Origin of the sequence: Pseudomonas putida S13.1.2 (genome assembly GCF_000498395.2) — a bacterium.
Lineage (GTDB): Bacteria > Pseudomonadota > Gammaproteobacteria > Pseudomonadales > Pseudomonadaceae > Aquipseudomonas > Aquipseudomonas putida_Q.
The window spans coordinates 2,139,329-2,156,315 of the sequence record NZ_CP010979.1 but is presented as its reverse complement, the minus strand read 5'-3'; the positions used below and the strand labels follow the sequence as shown (position 1 = coordinate 2,156,315).

Sequence of the window (16,987 nt, the reverse complement as noted above, 5' to 3'; positions counted from 1 at the left end):
ACTCTTGTTCTGCTCAAGCGCTGGGAGACCTGACTGTAGGTTGTCGAGCGATACAGGCATAATCGCCAGTTCTTAATCAGCGATACCGGATTCGATATGTCTCGCTTACCACTTAACCCAACCCAGGCGCCTGCCAGCCTTGGCGCACTGAAGATCTCCAGCCGCCAGATCACGCTGCTTAATGCCTTGGGCGAGTTCGGCAACCTGCGCCGCGCCGCCGCCGCGATGCACACCACGCAACCGGCGGCCAGCCTGTTGCTGCAGCAGCTTGAGGAACGCCTTGGCGTACGTCTGTTCGAGCGCTTGCCGCGGGGCATGCAAGCAACGCTGTACGGCGAGGTGATGATCCGCTATGCACAGAACGCGTTGCATGAGTTCGAGCATGCCCAGGCACAAATCGCCGAACTGGCGCGCGGGGCCTTGGGCCTGGTGCGGGTGGGTAGCGTCATGGGCCCGGTACCCGGCGTTCTGACCAAGGCGGTACTGGCCTACAAGCGCGACCATCCCAAGGTGCGTATTTCGCTGGAAGTGGGTACCAGTGATACCTTGCTGCCTGCGTTGCTGCGCGGCGATTTCGATATGGTGGTGGGCCGCCTGCCAGACCAGAGCGACAGCCAGGACCTGAACATCGAACTGTTTGAAAGCGGTGAGCAGATGCGCGTGATTGCCCGCGCCGGCCATCCCCTGGCGGCGGCTAGCGGGTTGCAATTGGCTGACCTGGTGGCCCTGACCTGGATCCTCCACCCCATCGGTAGCCCGATGCGCCGCCGTGTCGAAAGTGCGCTGCAGGCCGGGGGCATGGTGCAGTCACTGGACATCGTTGAAACCGCCTCGATTCTGGCCACCACTGCCATGCTCGAAGCCTCCGAAATGATTGCGGTGGTACCCAATGACGTGGCCGAGCATTATGCCCGCTATGGCATGGTTGCCATCCTGCCGGTAGAGCTGCCGCTGACCATGGCCAACCTGGGCGTGCTGACCCTGCGGTCGCGGCCAGACTCGGTTGCCCTGGATACCTTGCTGCGCTACCTGCGGGCGCAATAACCCTGCCTTTTCACCTGCCTGAGGCCTGCCGCCGATGTCGTCGGACATGACCCACTCCAGCTTTTGCAACTGGATCCGCTACAAGCACCTGGTGCTGATCGACACCCTGGCGCGCACCCGCAACATGCACGCAACCGCCACGCGCATGAACCTCAGCCAGCCGGCTTTGAGCAAGATGCTGCGCGACCTCGAGGAGCAGTTTGGTTTTGCCCTGTTCGAGCGCCTGCCGCGCAGTATGCCGCCCACCGAACTGGGTGAATATGTAGTGCGTTATGCCCAGGGTGCGTTGGCCGAGTCGCAGCAATTCGTCGACCAGGTCAACCGCCTGCGCAACGGCGGGCACGGTTTTATCCGCGTCGGTGGCATCTTTGCCGCGACTGCATTGGTACTGCCCCAGGCCATCGCCGCGATCAAGGCACGCAGCCCGCTGTTGTCGATCGAAGTGGTGGAGCACTCCAGTGATCACCTGCTGACCATGCTTGAGCAGAACAAGCTCGACATCATGATTGGCCGCTTCACCGAAGAGCGCTTCAGCCAGCTGTTCGACTTCCAGCCGCTGGAGCCCGAACCGTTCAGCCTGGTGGTCAACAGCGAGCACCCGCTCAACCAGCTGGAAAGCCCGCCACTGTCGGCGCTGGGCGACTGGCCGTGGGTGCTGTACCCGGTGGGCACGCCGATTCGCAACCGCCTGGAACAGGCCTTTCGGGTGGCCGGTATTGCCACGCCCGTCGACAGCGTCGAGACCATCTCCATGCCGATGTTCCTGCAGTTGCTGCAATCGGCGCCGATGATTGCCATGTTGCCGCGCTCGATGGTTGCCGCGCAGCTGGCCAGCGGGCAGTTCAGGGAGCTGCGCAGCACTTTGCATGTGCCCGCGTTGGAGTATGGCGTGGTCACCCGCAAGGATGAGCCGCTGAGTGCTTCGGCACGGGCGTTTGTCGAGATTTTGCTGGAGGGTGCGCAGAGTCGCAGGACATTGCAGGGTTAGAAACGGGGGCCGCTGCGCAGCCCATCGCAGGCAAGCCAGCTCCCACAGGTATTGCGAGGCCTTCCGGGTGGTGCGGTCCCTGTGGGAGCTGGCTTGCCTGCGATGGGCTGCGAAGCGGCCCTGTCGGTCTTACAGGCGATTGAAGATCACACATCGAAATCCTCTTGCGATAACGTCTGGTTATCGCTTGATCGGATCATCTCATTGGGAATGCTGGGCAAGGCTTCATACAGTGGCAACAGCCATAACAAGAAGCCCGCCGCACCGCCCTGAGAGGTCCCATGCAACTGATTGCCAAGTCCGGTGACCTTGCCGTCATCCGCCTCAACCCGCTGGACAACGTGCTTATCGCCCGCCAGGCCTTGCCGCAAGGCCTGCATCTGGATGCCGAGGCGATTACCGTGCGTCAGCCGATTCCCTCCGGCCACAAACTCGCGACCGAACGCGTGGAGCAGGGCCAGCCGCTGCGCCGATACGGGCAGATTATCGGTTTTGCTTCGCAGGCCATTGATGCCGGCGACCACGTACATGTGCACAACGTGCAGATGGGTGATTTCGCTCGCGACTATGCCTTTGGTGTGGACACGCGCAGCCAGCCTGGTACCGAAGCTCAGTTCCAGGGCATCGTGCGCGCCGGTGGGCGTGTTGCCACCCGTAATTACATCGGCATTCTCACCTCGGTGAACTGCTCGGCGACCGTGGCCCGGGCTGTGGCCGACCATTTCCGCCGTGACATTCACCCCGAGGTGCTTGCCGACTACCCGAACATCGACGGCGTGGTCGCCCTGACCCACGGTGCCGGTTGCGCAGTGGACCCCGGCGGCGAAGCCCTTGGCCTGCTGCGCCGCACCCTGGCAGGGTACGCCGTGCACCCCAACTTTGCTGCCGTACTCATCATTGGCCTGGGCTGCGAAACCAACCAGATAGAAAGCCTGCTGGAAACCCAGGGGTTGCAAGCCAGTGCGCAGCTGCGCACCTTCACCATCCAGGGCATCGGTGGCACGTCGAAAACCATCGCTGCCGGCATCGAGCAGGTCCGCAGCCTGCTGGCCGAGGCCAACCATGTCCAACGCCAACCGGTCAGCGCACGGCATCTGGTGGTCGGCCTGCAATGTGGCGGCTCTGATGGCTACTCCGGTATTACCGCCAACCCGGCACTGGGCAACGCCGTGGATCGCCTGGTGGCGGCCGGTGGTACCGCCATCCTGTCCGAAACCCCGGAAATCTACGGCGCCGAGCACTTGCTGACACGTCGCGCGGTCAGCCGTGAGGTCGGCGAAAAGCTGGTGGCGCGCATCCGCTGGTGGGAAGACTACTGCCAGCGCATGAATGCCGAGCTGAACAACAACCCGTCGGCCGGCAACAAGGCCGGGGGCCTGACGACCATCCTCGAAAAGTCGCTGGGTGCTGTGGCCAAGGCAGGGTCTAGCAACCTGGTCGACGTGTACCAGTACGCCGAAGCTGTGCGTGCCCAAGGCCTGGTGTTCATGGACACCCCCGGTTACGACCCGGTCTCGGCCACTGGCCAGGTGGCCGGCGGGGCCAACCTGATCGCCTTCACCACCGGGCGTGGCTCGGCGTACGGCTGCGCGCCGGCGCCGTCGATCAAGCTGGCGACCAACAACCGGGTGTTTGAACACCAGGAAGAGGACATGGACGTCAACTGCGGCGGGATTGCCGACGGCTCCACCAGTATCGAGGAGCGTGGCGCGTACATCTTCGAGCAGATGCTGCGCATTGCGTCCGGGGAACGCAGCAAGAGCGAACAGCACGGGTATGGGCAGAACGAGTTCGTGCCCTGGCAGATCGGCGCAGTGACCTGATTGACCGCTACTGTCCCCTTACGAGATAACAACAATGACTCAAGCCACACATTTCAACGTGCAAGCGCTCACCACCTTTGTCGAGCGGCTGTTCGAAAGGGCCGGTGCCGATGCCGAAGTCGCCCAGGTGGTGACCCGGGTACTCCTCGAAGGTGAACTGCTTGGGCACCGTACCCACGGCCTGAACCTGGTCAGCCGCTACATCGGTGGCATGCAGGAAGGCAAGGTCAAGGCCCGTGCACAGGTACTGGAACAGGTGTCGGACAGTGGCATTTCCAGCGTGTTCGATGGCCACTACCTGTTGGGGCCTTACTGCGTCAGCCGTGCCCTGGACTGCGCGGCAAAAGGTGCGACTGCGCAGGGCATCGGCATTGCGGTGGTGCGCCGCGCTTCGCACATTGGCTGCCTGGCAGCCTATCTCAAGCCCTTTACCGACCAGGGCCTGGTGGCCATGGTCTACTCGTCGGACCCCTCGGTAGGGCTGGTTTGCGCCCATGGTGGTATCGACCCCATCTACACCCCGAACCCGATTGCTGCCGGTATCCCGACCCAAGGCGAGCCGATCCTGCTGGACGTGAGCATGTCTACCGTTACCCTCGGGCTGGTTGGCCAATGCCGCGATGCCGGCAGCCGCCTGCCGCACCCGGTACTGGTGAGCAATGACGGGCAGCTGAGCGACGACCCGGTCGATTTCTTTACCCGCCCGCAAGGCAGCATCCTGCCCCTCGGCGGCCAGGCCTTTGGCCACAAAGGCTTTGCCCTGGCGCTGCTGGTCGAAGCCCTGACGTCCGGCCTGGCCGGCCATGGGCGCAAGGATGCCCCTGAGCAGTGGGGCGCCTCGGCCACCGCCGTGGTCATCGACCCGCGCTTCTTCGGCGGCCTGGAAGCGTTCACCGATGAAACCAGCTTCCTGGGCCGACTGGTACTCGCCAGCCGCCCGCTCGACCCTGCGCGCCCGGTGCGCTTGCCTGGGCAGGCTGGCCTTGCCCTGCGCCGCCAGGCCCTGCAGCAGGGCGTGAGCCTCTCGCCACAGCTGCTGGCTGACCTTGATCGCCTGGCCGGCCAACTGCAACTGCCGGCACTTTCCCAATGATGCACAGTAAGGGTACACAGATGACTGATCGATCGAACGCCAATCAACCGCTGCCGCTGAGCCAGGATGCCAGTGTGTTCGACAGCGGCAGCTGGGTAGGGCGGGTGTGGCTGGCGGACCAGGGGCCGGCGGTGGTGCTGGTGAAAGCCGGCGCGGTCTACGACATCAGCACCTACGTGGCGACTGTCTCGGCCCTGCTTGAAGTGGCCGACCCGGTCGCCTACCTGCGCGCCTTGCCGCTGGCCGAACCGCTGGTGGCGCTATCGGTGTTGCTGGACAACAGCGACCCCGCCCAGCGCGACCCGCGTCAGCCATGGCTGCTGGCGCCTATCGACTTGCAGGCGGTGAAGGCCGCTGGCGTAACCTTCGCCACCAGCCTGCTGGAACGTGTGGTGGAAGAGCAGGCCAAGGGCGACCCGGCCAAGGCCGATGCCATCCGTGACACCCTGGCCAGCCGCATCGGCGCAGACCTGTCGCAGATCGTGCCCGGCTCGGCGCAGGCCGAAGCGCTGCGCAAGGTGCTGGTGGAGCAGGGCCTGTGGTCGCAATACCTGGAGGTGGGCATTGGCCCGGATGCCGAGGTGTTCACCAAGGCCCAGCCGCTGTCGGCGGTTGGCCACGGTGCCGCTATCGGCATCCACCCCAAGTCCAGCTGGAACAACCCGGAGCCGGAAGTGGTGCTGGCGGTGTCCAGCGATGGCAGCATCAAGGGCGCGATGCTCGGCAACGACGTCAACCTGCGTGATTTCGAAGGGCGTAGCGCCTTGCTGCTGTCCAAGGCCAAGGACAACAATGCCTCCACCGCACTGGGCCCGCTGCTGCGGCTGTTTGACGAAAGCTTCGGCCTCGACGATGTGCGCAACGCTGAAGTAGACCTGCGCGTTGAAGGCGAGGACGGTTTCATCCTGTCTGGCCGCAGTTCCATGCGCCAGATCAGTCGCGACCCGCAAGACCTGGTGCAGCAAACCCTAAACGAAAACCATCAGTACCCCGACGGCATGGTGCTCTTCCTCGGCACCCTGTTCGCCCCCAAGCAGGACCGTGACCAGCCAGGCAATGGCTTTACCCACAAGCCGGGCGATGTTGTGACCATCAGCAACCCGCAACTGGGTACCCTGTGCAACCGCGTGACCACCAGCGACCAGGCACCGCAGTGGGCGTTTGGCCTGCGGGCGTTGATCGACAACCTTGGCCGACGTGGCCTGCTGGAGGTTGCAGCCACCGCACGCCGGCCCTGAGCAATACGCTGCGCCAGGGAGGGGCGCGGCAGTATCGATGGATCGCCAAGGCGCTGACAGCGCGGCAACAATAATAATAAAGGTCGACACATGAACCCTATGAAGAAGTACCAGCGCATAACCGTCGTGTTCCTGCTGCTGATCGGCATCGTCAACTACCTGGACCGCAGTGCGCTATCGATTGCCAATACCTCCATCCAGAAAGACATGATGATCAGCCCTTCGCAGATGGGCATCCTGTTGTCGGCGTTTTCCATTGCCTATGCCTTTGCCCAGTTGCCAATGGGCATGATCATCGACCGCCTGGGCAGCAAGGTCGCCCTCGGCGCCTCGCTGCTGGGCTGGTCGGTGGCCCAGGCGGCGTTTGGCATGGTCAACAGCTTTGCCGGGTTCATGGGCCTGCGGGTGTTGCTGGGCATTGGCGAGGCACCGATGTTCCCGTCGGCGGCCAAAGCCCTGTCGGAGTGGTTCGATGCCAACGAACGCGGCACCCCGACCGGCGTGGTCTGGTCGTCGACCTGCCTGGGCCCGTGCCTGGCGCCGCCCTTGCTGACGCTGTTCATGGTCAACTTCGGCTGGCGCGGCATGTTCATCATTACCGGCGTGATCGGCGTGGTGCTGGCGGTGTGCTGGCTGACGTTCTACAAGAGCAAGGCGCGTTACCTGGCGGAACTGGCGGCCGAAGGCAAGCCGCTGCCAGGTGAGCACGAGGCCCCGGCGGCCCCTGTGCACGCGCCCAAGGCCTCGTACTTCGCCGGCTGGCTCGACCTGTTCAAGCACCGCAGCACCTGGGGTGCGGTGCTGGGTTTCATGGGTGTGATCTACATGCTGTGGCTGCACCTGACCTGGTTGCCGGGGTACTTCGAGCGTGAACACGGCCTGGACCTGTACAAGACCGCCTGGGTAGTGTCGCTGGCGTACGGCTTTGGTGCAGCGGGTACAATCGTTGCGGGCCGCTTCTGCGACTGGCTGGTGAAGCGTGGCATGAGCGTGCTGGGCAGCCGCAAGTTCAGCGTCATCACCGGCTTGGTACTGGCGGCGCTGTTCACCTTGCCGCTGTCGTTCGTCACTGGCCTGACAGGCTGCGTGATACTGCTGTGCCTGGCGCTGTTCAGCATCAACATGGCCAGTGCCACTGTCTGGATGATCGTCAACACCATCGTCGACAGCCAGCGCGTGGCCTCGTTTGGCTCGATCCAGAACTTCGGCGGCTACATTGCCGGCTCCGTGGCGCCGATCGCTACCGGCTTCAGTATCCAGTACTCGGGCTCGTTCACCACGGCGTTCATGATCAGTGCGGTGGTGGCGTTGTGCTCGGCGGTGGCGTACTTCCTGTTGCTGCAGGCGCCGATTGGCAGTGCCAAGGTCGAAGCAGGGGAGATGGTCCCGGCAACCAAGTAGCCTGGAAACGTCACGTAATCCCTGTAGGAGCGGCCTTGTGTCGCGATGGACCGCAACGCGGTCCCAGGATTCCAGCTTCGCAGCAGAAATTGCCGGGGCTGCTGCGCAGCCCATCGCGACACAAGGCCGCTCCTACACAAAGCGCCAACGGACTGACCCACGGCTCTTGTCAGGCATGGTTATCTGTATGTATAAACAGTGCCTGTTACCGCAACCTGACCTCCGCCCGTGATCGCCCATTCCGTCGACGACCCGTTCTACTACCTGCATAACTTCCGCCAGGTAGTGCTGTGGGTCGAACAGCGCTACCAGGACCTGCTCGATGGCCAGGAACTGGCCTTCATCCGTGCCTTCAATCAACTGCAAGCGCCAACCCAGGCCTTGATGGTGCGCATGGTCATGCGCAAAGGCGAGCTGTTTCGCAGCGACCGGCTCGACTACGCCGAAATCGGCGATACGGCGCTGGCGCTGCAGCCTTTGCAGAAACTCGGCTGGGTGCGGGAACCCGAGCAACTGGGCCTGGAACAGCTGTTCGCCTTGCTGCGCAAAGACGAACTGGCCCGCTGCTTCGCCCGGCAACTGAGCCGCCCGCGTGCCGCCAAGCATGAGCTGTTGGCACAGCTGCAACCGCTGGGGCTGCTGGCCCGGTCACTGGCCGAATGGTTTCCCGACAGCGAGGTGCGCATCCTCCAGTGGTGCCTGCAACCCTTGTGCGACCGCATGCGCCTGTTGTTCTTCGGCAACCTGTACCAGGACTGGTCAGAGTTCGTCCTCGCCGACCTCGGTGTGCTGCGTTACGAGCAGGTGCCATTCAGCACGGGCTCGCGAGCCCTGCAGCAACGTGCCGAAGTCGACCTGGCCATGGCCTTGCACCAGTGCGCCGAGCGGCTGGAGCAGGGCGACGAACCCGTGTCGATTCTGGGTACCCTGCAGGGCCTGCACAGTGACAACCCGTGGCTGGCCCGCCGCCATGCGCGCCTGCAGTTCGCCCTGGGGCAGCAATGCGAGCGCCTGGGGGAGTGGGACCAGGCCATGGCAGTGTACGGCCAGTGCAGCCATGCCCAGGCACGCATTCGCCAGGTGCGGGTGCTTGAGCGCACTGAGCAGTGGCCCCAGGCCCATGCGCTGGCACTACAGCTCGCGGCGGCACCGGCCAACGCGCTGGAAGTGCAGGCACTGGAACGGATGCTGCCACGCCTGGCGCGCAAGCTTGGCGGCCCGCCACAGCGGCGCCAGCGTGCCACGCCGCTGGAGCTGATCGAGCTCGAGCTGCCCCGCGAGCACGCTGCGCTGGGTGTTGAAGAGGCGGTGCGTCAACACCTGGCGCAAGAAGGTGGCCAGGCGCATTACGTGGAGAACACGTTGTTCAACAGCCTGTTTGGCCTGTTGTGCTGGGAGGCGATCTTTGCCCCGGTGCCCGGCGCATTTTTCAACCCGTTCCAGGCTGCGCCACAGGATCTGCACGACAGTGACTTCCAGCAACGGCGCAGCGCGCTGTTCGATCTCTGCCTGGGGCGGCTCGACGATGGCAGCCATCGCCAGGCGATTCTCAACTGCTACAAGGGCAAGCAGGGCCTGCAGTCGCCGTTCGTGTTCTGGTCCATGCTCAGCGAGGAACTGCTGGAACAGGCCTTGGCGTGCTTGCCGGCTGCCCAGCTGAAACAGTGCTTCCTGCGCCTGTTGCAGGATATCCGCAGCAACCGCGCGGGCATGCCTGACCTGATCCAGTTCTGGCCCGAGCAGGGGCGTTACCGCATGGTTGAGGTCAAGGGGCCCGGTGACCGCCTGCAGGACAACCAGCTGCGCTGGCTGGAATTCTGCAGGCAACACGGCCTGCCCGTTGCGGTGTGCCATGTGCGTTGGAGCGAAGCGCCTTGAGTTACAGCGTGGCGGTGCGTGCTTTGTGCGAGTTCAGCGCCAAGGTCGGCAACCTGGACCTGCGCTTTACGCCGTCGCCCACCGCCCAGGAGGGCATCGAAGGGCACCAGCGGGTAGTGGCACGGCGGGCTGCGGGCTACGAGTCGGAAATCACCCTTGAAGGCCAGTTCGAAACCCTCAAGGTGCGAGGCCGCGCCGACGGTTATGACCCTGGCAGCAACCGCCTGGAAGAGATCAAGACGCACCGTGGCGACCTGGCGCGTCAACCGGCCAATCACCGTCAGTTGCACTGGGCGCAGGCCAAGGTTTATGGCTGGCTGATGTGCCAGGCACGACAACTGCCGGCCATCGAGGTGGCGCTGGTATACCTGGACGTGGACAGCGACGACCAGACGCTGTTCAGCGAACACTTTACGGCGGCTGAATTGCAGGCCTTCTTCGAAACCCAGTGCCAGCGCTTTCTAGGTTGGGCTCAACTCCAGCAACGACGCCTGGCCGAACGTGACCAAGGCCTTCAGGCGCTGAGCTTCCCCTACCCACAGTTCCGCCAGGGTCAGCGGCAGCTGGCCGAAACCTTGTACAAGGCGGTAAGCACCGGTCGTTGTCTGATGGCCCAGGCCAGCACCGGCATTGGCAAAACCCTCGGCACCTTGTTCCCGCTGCTAAAAGCCATGGTGCCGCAGCAGCTGGACAAGCTGTTCTTTCTCACCGCCAAGACCCCGGGCCGGGCGTTGGCCCTCGATGCCATGCGCCAGATCACCGATGCCACGCCGCAACCTGCTTTACGCACACTGGAGTTGATCGCCCGCGACAAAGCCTGTGAGTACCCGGACAAGGCCTGTCATGGTGAGTCCTGCCCATTGGCCGCCGGCTTTTACGACCGCTTGCCGGCAGCGCGTGAGGCTGCCGCAGCCCTGCCGTTGCTCGACCGTGCCAACCTGCGCGAAGTGGCCCTGGCCCATCAGGTTTGCCCGTACTACCTGGGCCAGGAAATGGCGCGCTGGGTCGACGTGCTGGTCGCCGACTACAACTACTACTTCGATGCGCATGCCTTGCTGTTCGGCCTGACCCAGCTCAACCAGTGGCGCGTGGCGGTGCTGGTGGACGAAGCGCATAACCTGGTCGAGCGTGGGCGCGGCATGTACAGCGCCAGCCTTGACCAGGGGCAACTGCTGGTCCTGCGCCAGAGCAAACCGCCTGGGCTGGTCAGCGCGCTGGACCGCCTGAACCGGCAGTGGAATGCGCTGTACAAAGAGCAGCGTGCGCCGTACCAGGCCAGCGAGACGCTGCCCGACGGGCTGTTGCGCGCCTTGCAGCAGTGCATCGGGCTGATTCAGGAGCAGATGAACCAGGCGCCCGCGCACATGGACCCGCAGGTGTTGCAGTTCTTCTATCACGCCTTGCAGTTCAGCCGGGTTGCCGAGCTGTTTGATGAGCACTTTCTGTTCGACATCAGCCAGCGCCAGGGCCCGCGCAAGCGTCGGCTGGCTACCCTGTGCCTGCGCAATGTCACCCCGGCGCGCCTATTGGCACCCCGCATGCAGGCGGCGCGCAGTGTGACCCTTTTTTCCGCCACATTGAGCCCGCGGCATTTCTACAGCGACTTGCTGGGGATGCCTGCCGATACCGCCTGGCTGGAAGTGGCTGCGCCGTTTCGCGCAGAGCAGCTGGAAGTACGGATTGCCAGCCAGGTGTCCACCCGTTACCAGCAGCGCCAAGCGTCTCTGGCACCGATCGTTGGGCTGATTGCCCAACAGTATGAGCGCATGCCCGGTAACTACCTGGCATTCTTCAGCAGCTTCGAATACCTGCAGCAGGTGGCAGGCCTGTTGGCCGAGCGGCATGGTCAGATTCCGCTGTGGGCGCAGGCACCGGGCATGGATGAGGCGGCGCGCCAGGCGTTTCTCGATCGCTTTGTCGCCGATGGCAGAGGCGTGGGCTTCGCCGTTTTGGGCGGTGCGTTCGGCGAAGGCGTGGATTTACCAGGTACCCGGCTGATCGGCGCGTTTGTCGCCACCTTGGGGTTGCCGCAGGTCAACCCGGTCAACGAGCAGTTCAAGCAGCGCCTGGGGCGGCAATTTGGTGCGGGTTTTGACTACGCCTATCTCTATCCGGGGGTGCGCAAGGTGATCCAGGCGGCTGGCCGGGTTATCCGTGGTGACCAGGACCGTGGTGTGCTGGTGTTGATCGATGAACGCTTCGCCGAGCCCCGCGTGCAGCAGATGTTTCCGACATGGTGGCCGACGGCAATCGTTTAGCAGTCCTTTGCCTTGGGTTATCACGCCCTGGCGTGGCCGTGAAGCTATGGGTTGCACGAGCACGGGCGGTCCTTGGTTCGTTCAGTGGGCTGCAATTGAGGTAAGATCACGAACCGTGCCTGTTGCAAAGCCCTTGAATTTCAAGGTGATGGCACCCCTCAGGGTCCTGATGCCCATGCGCACTTGCCGGTCGTCAGGACTTGTTTGTCTGTCGTTTGACTTGCTTTAAGGTTTGCCCGTTTCGCTTCCGGCTGCCGCTTCGCTACAGGATTCACTTTTGTCCGATCTCCCTAAAAATCCGCTGCTGCAGTACATGGACCGCCTGGCCCCATCCAGCCAGCAGACCATGCGCTACATCCTTCAGGACGCCGCCGACCGGCTTGGCTTCGTAGACTGCAATGTGGTCGATGTGCCTTGGCATCGGCTAGAGCCTGGCCACGTGATCGCCTTGGTGTCGGCCCTGCGTGCCGACGGTTATGCGCCCAATAGTTCGTCGCTGTACGTCAACGCCATTCGTGGGGTGATGAACGAAGCCTGGCGTCAGGGCCTGATCGACCATGAGCAGTTGTTGCGCATACGTGAGGTCAAACCGGCCACTGGCAGCCGCCTGCCGCCAGGGCGCAACCTGCGCCGCAGCCTGATTCGCGAACTGATGGATGTGTGCGCGTCCGACCCGAGGCCGCAGGGGGTGCGCGACGCGGCGATCATCGCGTTGCTGTACGGCACTGGCATGCGCAAGTCCGAATCGGTGGACATCGACCTGGCTCAAGTCGATTTCCAGGCACGCAGCCTGCAGGTGGTGGGCAAGGGCAACCACCAACTGATCAAGTACGCCCCGCCATGGGCGTTCGAGAAGCTGCAGGCGTGGCTTGACTTGCGCCGTCAGGACTTGCCGGCAGGGGCAGAAGACGACCTGTTCCTGTTCAACCGTATCCGCCGCGGTAGCCACATTACCCGGGCGCGTATTACCAAGCATGCGATCTACTACATTGCCCGCCAACGCGGCGCGCAAGTGGGGGTGAAGATCATGCCGCATGACTTCCGCCGGGCGTTCATTACCCGGGTGATCGAAGAGCACGACCTGTCAATTGCCCAGAAGCTGGCGCACCATGTCAACATCCAGACCACCGCCATTTATGACCGGCGTGACGACAACGAACGTAGGCGTGCGGTCGACCGTTTCGATTACTGAGGTTTGATGTTTTGGGGCCGCGTTGCGCCCCTTCGCGGGCACGCCCGCTCCCACAGGTATAACACGGGCCTCCAAGCGCAGATTAACCTGTGGGAGCGGGCGTGCCCGCGAAGGGCTGCAAAGCGGCCCCTTTTGCACTTCTGCCGGCACCGAAACAGGGCCAACCCACGCCCCCGCTTTGTGCGCCATCCCCCCGTATGCCCGATGCCAGAGCGGCCGTGGCAAAAGTTTCATTTGCCTTCACCTGCGGAGTTGGCCCGCAACCTGCTATATCCAGCCTGCGAATTTGATCGAGTGGTCAGGCCGCGGGCGCTAGCTAATGCCCGCGTCGGACCCTCTAAACGGCCAGCAGGCCACGGATTTCAGGGGCCGCAGGATGTCGCTCGCGGAGCAGATCGAACAACAACCAGACGATGCAGGCTGGAGCGCCCACCTGCAGTTGCGCTTTGTCAGGCGTGACGATGTGACCCGCCTTGGTGCGCGTCGGCATTTCGGACCTCTTTTGGTGCAGCGGCCCTTCTACCCGGAGGGTGCACCGTGCCATGTCTATGTGCTGCACCCGCCAGGTGGCATCGTCGCTGGCGACCGCCTTGATCTGGACATTCACCTGGAACCCGGCAGCCACGCGCTGCTGACCATGCCCGGTGCCAGCAAGTTCTACCGCAGCATCGGCCCGACCGCGCGGCTGACCCAACGTTTTCAGCTGGCCGCCGGCAGCACACTGGAATGGTTGCCGCAGGACAGCATCTTCTTTTCTGGCGCCCGCGCCAGCCTCGACAGCCGTTTCACCCTCGAACCCGGGGCGCGCCTGCTGGCCTGGGAAACCCTGTGCCTGGGGCGCCCTGTCATGAACGAACGGTTCGAGCAGGGCGCCCTGGACAGCCGTTTGCATATTGAGCTACCCGACGAAGTAGGCCTGCATGAACGCCTGCGTATCGAAGGCGGGCGCCTGGACAAGCTCGGCGGCCACCCGCTGCTCGCTACATTCTGTGCGGCACCCGCCGACCAGGCGGTGCTGGAGCAAGTTCGCCCACTGCTCGATGAACTGGCCAACCCGGCCGGCGCGACCCTGCTGGGGTCGTTGCTGGTTATCCGTGTGCTTGACCATGACAACCAACACCTGCAACGCACCCTGCAACGCCTGTGGCATGTGCTGCGCCCGGCCGTCCTTGGCCTGCCTGCCTGCCCACCGCGTATCTGGGCTACCTGAGAGAGCGCCATGGAGCTTACCCCGAGAGAGAAAGACAAATTGCTGCTGTTTACCGCCGCATTGCTGGCGGAGCGGCGCCTGGCCCGTGGCCTGAAGCTCAACTATCCGGAGGCCGTGGCGCTGATCAGTGCTGCTGTGCTGGAAGGCGCTCGCGATGGCCGCACCGTTGCCGAGCTGATGAGCCAAGGGCGCGAGGTGCTGACCCGCGAGCAGGTGATGCCCGGCATTGCCGAGATGCTCCACGACGTGCAGGTCGAAGCGACCTTCCCGGATGGCACCAAACTTGTGACCGTGCATGACCCCATCGTCTGAAACCGCTCAGGAGCCCCGCATGATCCCAGGTGAAATCCAGGTCGCCGCTGGCGACATCGAGCTGAACACTGGCCGCGAAACGGTCAGTGTCAGTGTGGCCAACCACGGCGACCGGCCGGTGCAGGTCGGCTCGCACTACCACTTCTACGAAGTCAACGAGGCGCTGGTGTTCGACCGTGCGCCCACCCTGGGCTTTCGCCTGGATATCCCGGCCGGCACCGCCGTGCGTTTCGAGCCTGGCCAGGCGCGCACCGTGCAATTGGTGGCCTACGCCGGCAAGCGTGAAGTCTATGGGTTCCAGGGCAAGGTGATGGGCCCGCTGGAGGGCAGGGTATGAGCCGTATTTCCCGCCAGGCTTATGCCGACATGTTCGGGCCCACCGTGGGCGACCGCGTGCGGCTGGCCGACACGGCGTTGTGGGTAGAGGTGGAGAAGGACTACACAATCTACGGCGAAGAGGTGAAGTTTGGCGGCGGCAAGGTCATCCGCGACGGCATGGGGCAGGGCCAGATGCTGGCCGCCGAGGCCATGGACCTGGTGCTGACCAACGCCTTGATCATCGACCACTGGGGTATCGTCAAGGCCGACATCGGCATCAAACACGGGCGTATCGCGGTGATCGGCAAGGCTGGCAACCCGGATGTGCAGCCGGGTGTCAACGTACCGGTGGGCCCCGGCACCGAAGTGATCGCGGCCGAGGGCAAGATCGTCACCGCCGGCGGTGTCGACTCGCATATCCACTTCATCTGCCCGCAGCAGGTGGATGAGGCCCTGAACAGCGGCGTCACCACCTTTATCGGCGGCGGCACCGGGCCGGCCACCGGCACCAATGCCACCACCTGCACGCCCGGCCCCTGGTACCTGGCGCGCATGCTGCAGGCCGCCGACAGCCTGCCGATCAACATCGGTTTGCTAGGCAAGGGCAATGCCTCGCGGCCAGACGCGCTGCGTGAGCAGATCGCGGCCGGTGCGGTGGGCCTCAAGCTGCATGAGGACTGGGGCTCGACCCCGGCGGCTATCGACTGCTGCCTGGGCGTTGCCGAGGAAATGGACATTCAGGTGGCGATCCACACCGACACCCTCAACGAGTCCGGTTGCATCGAAGACACCTTGGCGGCCATCGGCGACCGCACCATCCATACCTTCCACACCGAAGGTGCCGGCGGTGGCCATGCGCCGGACATCATTCGCGCAGCGGGGCAGGCCAACGTGCTGCCATCCTCGACCAACCCGACCCTGCCGTACACGGTCAACACCGTGGACGAGCACCTGGATATGCTCATGGTCTGCCACCACCTGGACCCGAGCATCGCCGAGGACGTGGCCTTCGCCGAATCGCGCATCCGCCGCGAAACCATCGCTGCCGAGGACATCCTCCACGACATGGGCGCTTTTGCCATGACCTCGTCCGACTCCCAAGCCATGGGCCGGGTCGGCGAAGTGGTGCTGCGCACCTGGCAGGTTGCCCACCAGATGAAACTGCGTCGCGGGCCTTTGGCGCCAGACACCGCCTACAGTGACAACTTCCGGGTCAAGCGCTACATCGCCAAGTACACCATCAACCCGGCGCTGACCCACGGCATCGGCCACGAGGTGGGCTCGGTAGAGCCGGGCAAGCTGGCCGACCTGGTGCTGTGGTCGCCGGCGTTCTTCGCGGTCAAGCCGGCCCTGGTGATCAAGGGCGGCATGATTGTCACCGCCCCCATGGGCGACATCAATGGCTCTATCCCCACGCCGCAGCCGGTGCACTACCGGCCGATGTTCGGCGCCCTCGGCGCAGCACGGCATGCCACACGCATGACCTTCCTGCCCCAGGCGGCAATGGACCGCGGCCTGGCCGAGGAGCTGAACCTGCGCAGCCTGATTGGCGTGGTCAACGGCTGCCGCCGGGTGCGCAAGCCGGACATGGTCCACAACACCCTGCAGCCGCTGATCGAAGTCGATGCGCAGACCTATCAGGTGCGTGCCGATGGTGAACTGCTGGTCTGCGAACCGGCCAGCGAACTGCCGCTGGCCCAGCGTTACTTCCTGTTCTGAAGGAGCACCGATGATTGTCTTGACCCGCCGTATCACCGACCCCGGCACGCTTGCTGTGAGCGGCACCGTCACCCTGGACGTGGACAGCCGCATCAAGAGCCGCCTGCGGGTAACCCTGGACGATGGCCGCGAAGCCGGGCTCATGCTCGAGCGCGGCCACCTGTTGCGCGGCGGAGAGCTGCTTGCTGATGCCGAAGGCAGCCAGCTGATCCGCGTGCTGGCGGCGCCCGAAGCCGTGTCGACGGTGCGCTGCGCCGATCCGCACCTGCTGGCCCGTGCGGCCTATCACCTGGGTAACCGCCACGTACCCCTGCAGATCGAGCCTGGTCTGTTGCGTTTCCAGCACGACCATGTGCTGGACGACATGCTGCGTGGCCTGGGCCTGACAGTAGAAGCCGAACAGGCACCGTTCGAGCCCGAAGCGGGGGCCTACCAGAGCGCACCGCATGGCCACAGCCATGCACACGGCCACGATCACCCGTTCGTACGCCTGCCTGCCCATTCCTGAACTGC

At 64.1% G+C, this 16,987-nt stretch carries 14 protein-coding genes; all 14 read left to right on the top strand.

Going from position 1 to position 16,987, the window contains the following annotated elements:
- The first annotated feature begins 96 nt into the window (after positions 1-96).
- The 14 genes from N805_RS09765 to ureE all read left to right on the top strand — a co-directional run bounded on the left by N805_RS09765 (position 97) and on the right by ureE (position 16,982).
- Positions 97-1,044, top strand: coding sequence for a LysR family transcriptional regulator (locus tag N805_RS09765; RefSeq protein ID WP_019471156.1), 948 nt, complete (start codon positions 97-99; stop codon positions 1,042-1,044).
- A 34-nt stretch (positions 1,045-1,078) separates the two neighbouring features.
- Positions 1,079-2,032: a LysR family transcriptional regulator gene (locus N805_RS09760; RefSeq protein ID WP_019471157.1), complete on the top strand. Its 954-nt coding sequence runs from the start codon at positions 1,079-1,081 to the stop codon at positions 2,030-2,032.
- A gap of 281 nt (positions 2,033-2,313) precedes the next feature.
- Positions 2,314-3,855, top strand: coding sequence for a UxaA family hydrolase (locus N805_RS09755; RefSeq protein ID WP_019471158.1), 1,542 nt, complete (start codon positions 2,314-2,316; stop codon positions 3,853-3,855).
- Positions 3,856-3,889: 34 nt separating this feature from the next.
- A complete protein-coding gene (locus tag N805_RS09750) occupies positions 3,890-4,948 on the top strand; it encodes an Ldh family oxidoreductase (RefSeq protein ID WP_019471159.1) in 1,059 nt (352 codons plus the stop codon).
- Positions 4,949-4,968: 20 nt separating this feature from the next.
- The gene (locus N805_RS09745) at positions 4,969-6,186 is read left to right on the top strand and encodes a fumarylacetoacetate hydrolase family protein (RefSeq protein WP_019471160.1); all 1,218 of its coding nucleotides are present in this window, start codon (positions 4,969-4,971) and stop codon (positions 6,184-6,186) included.
- A gap of 99 nt (positions 6,187-6,285) precedes the next feature.
- Entirely contained in the window at positions 6,286-7,587 is a 1,302-nt protein-coding gene (locus N805_RS09740) for an MFS transporter (RefSeq protein ID WP_052751904.1), read from the top strand.
- Positions 7,588-7,815: 228 nt separating this feature from the next.
- A complete protein-coding gene (locus N805_RS09735) occupies positions 7,816-9,465 on the top strand; it encodes a VRR-NUC domain-containing protein (protein WP_028613747.1) in 1,650 nt (549 codons plus the stop codon).
- Positions 9,462-11,723 carry an ATP-dependent DNA helicase gene (locus N805_RS09730; protein WP_028613748.1) on the top strand — a complete coding sequence of 754 codons (2,262 nt, stop codon included), beginning with the start codon at positions 9,462-9,464 and terminating at the stop codon, positions 11,721-11,723. Before N805_RS09735 ends, N805_RS09730 begins: the two co-directional genes overlap by 4 nt.
- 277 nt (positions 11,724-12,000) lie before the next feature.
- Positions 12,001-12,915 (top strand): site-specific integrase, encoded by a 915-nt coding sequence (locus N805_RS09725; RefSeq protein ID WP_028613749.1) that lies wholly within the window; start codon positions 12,001-12,003, stop codon positions 12,913-12,915.
- A gap of 376 nt (positions 12,916-13,291) precedes the next feature.
- Positions 13,292-14,125 (top strand): urease accessory protein UreD, encoded by an 834-nt coding sequence (locus N805_RS09720; protein ID WP_028613750.1) that lies wholly within the window; start codon positions 13,292-13,294, stop codon positions 14,123-14,125.
- Between the two features lie 9 nt (positions 14,126-14,134).
- Positions 14,135-14,437 carry an urease subunit gamma gene (locus tag N805_RS09715; protein WP_016486440.1) on the top strand — a complete coding sequence of 101 codons (303 nt, stop codon included), beginning with the start codon at positions 14,135-14,137 and terminating at the stop codon, positions 14,435-14,437.
- Between the two features lie 19 nt (positions 14,438-14,456).
- Positions 14,457-14,774: an urease subunit beta gene (locus N805_RS09710; RefSeq protein WP_028613751.1), complete on the top strand. Its 318-nt coding sequence runs from the start codon at positions 14,457-14,459 to the stop codon at positions 14,772-14,774.
- Positions 14,771-16,474: an urease subunit alpha gene (ureC, locus tag N805_RS09705; RefSeq protein ID WP_028613752.1), complete on the top strand. Its 1,704-nt coding sequence runs from the start codon at positions 14,771-14,773 to the stop codon at positions 16,472-16,474. The genes N805_RS09710 and ureC overlap by 4 nt, the downstream gene beginning before the upstream one ends.
- 10 nt (positions 16,475-16,484) lie before the next feature.
- Positions 16,485-16,982, top strand: a complete 498-nt coding sequence (gene ureE / locus N805_RS09700; RefSeq protein WP_028613753.1) for an urease accessory protein UreE — start codon at positions 16,485-16,487, stop codon at positions 16,980-16,982.
- Positions 16,983-16,987 lie beyond the last annotated feature (5 nt).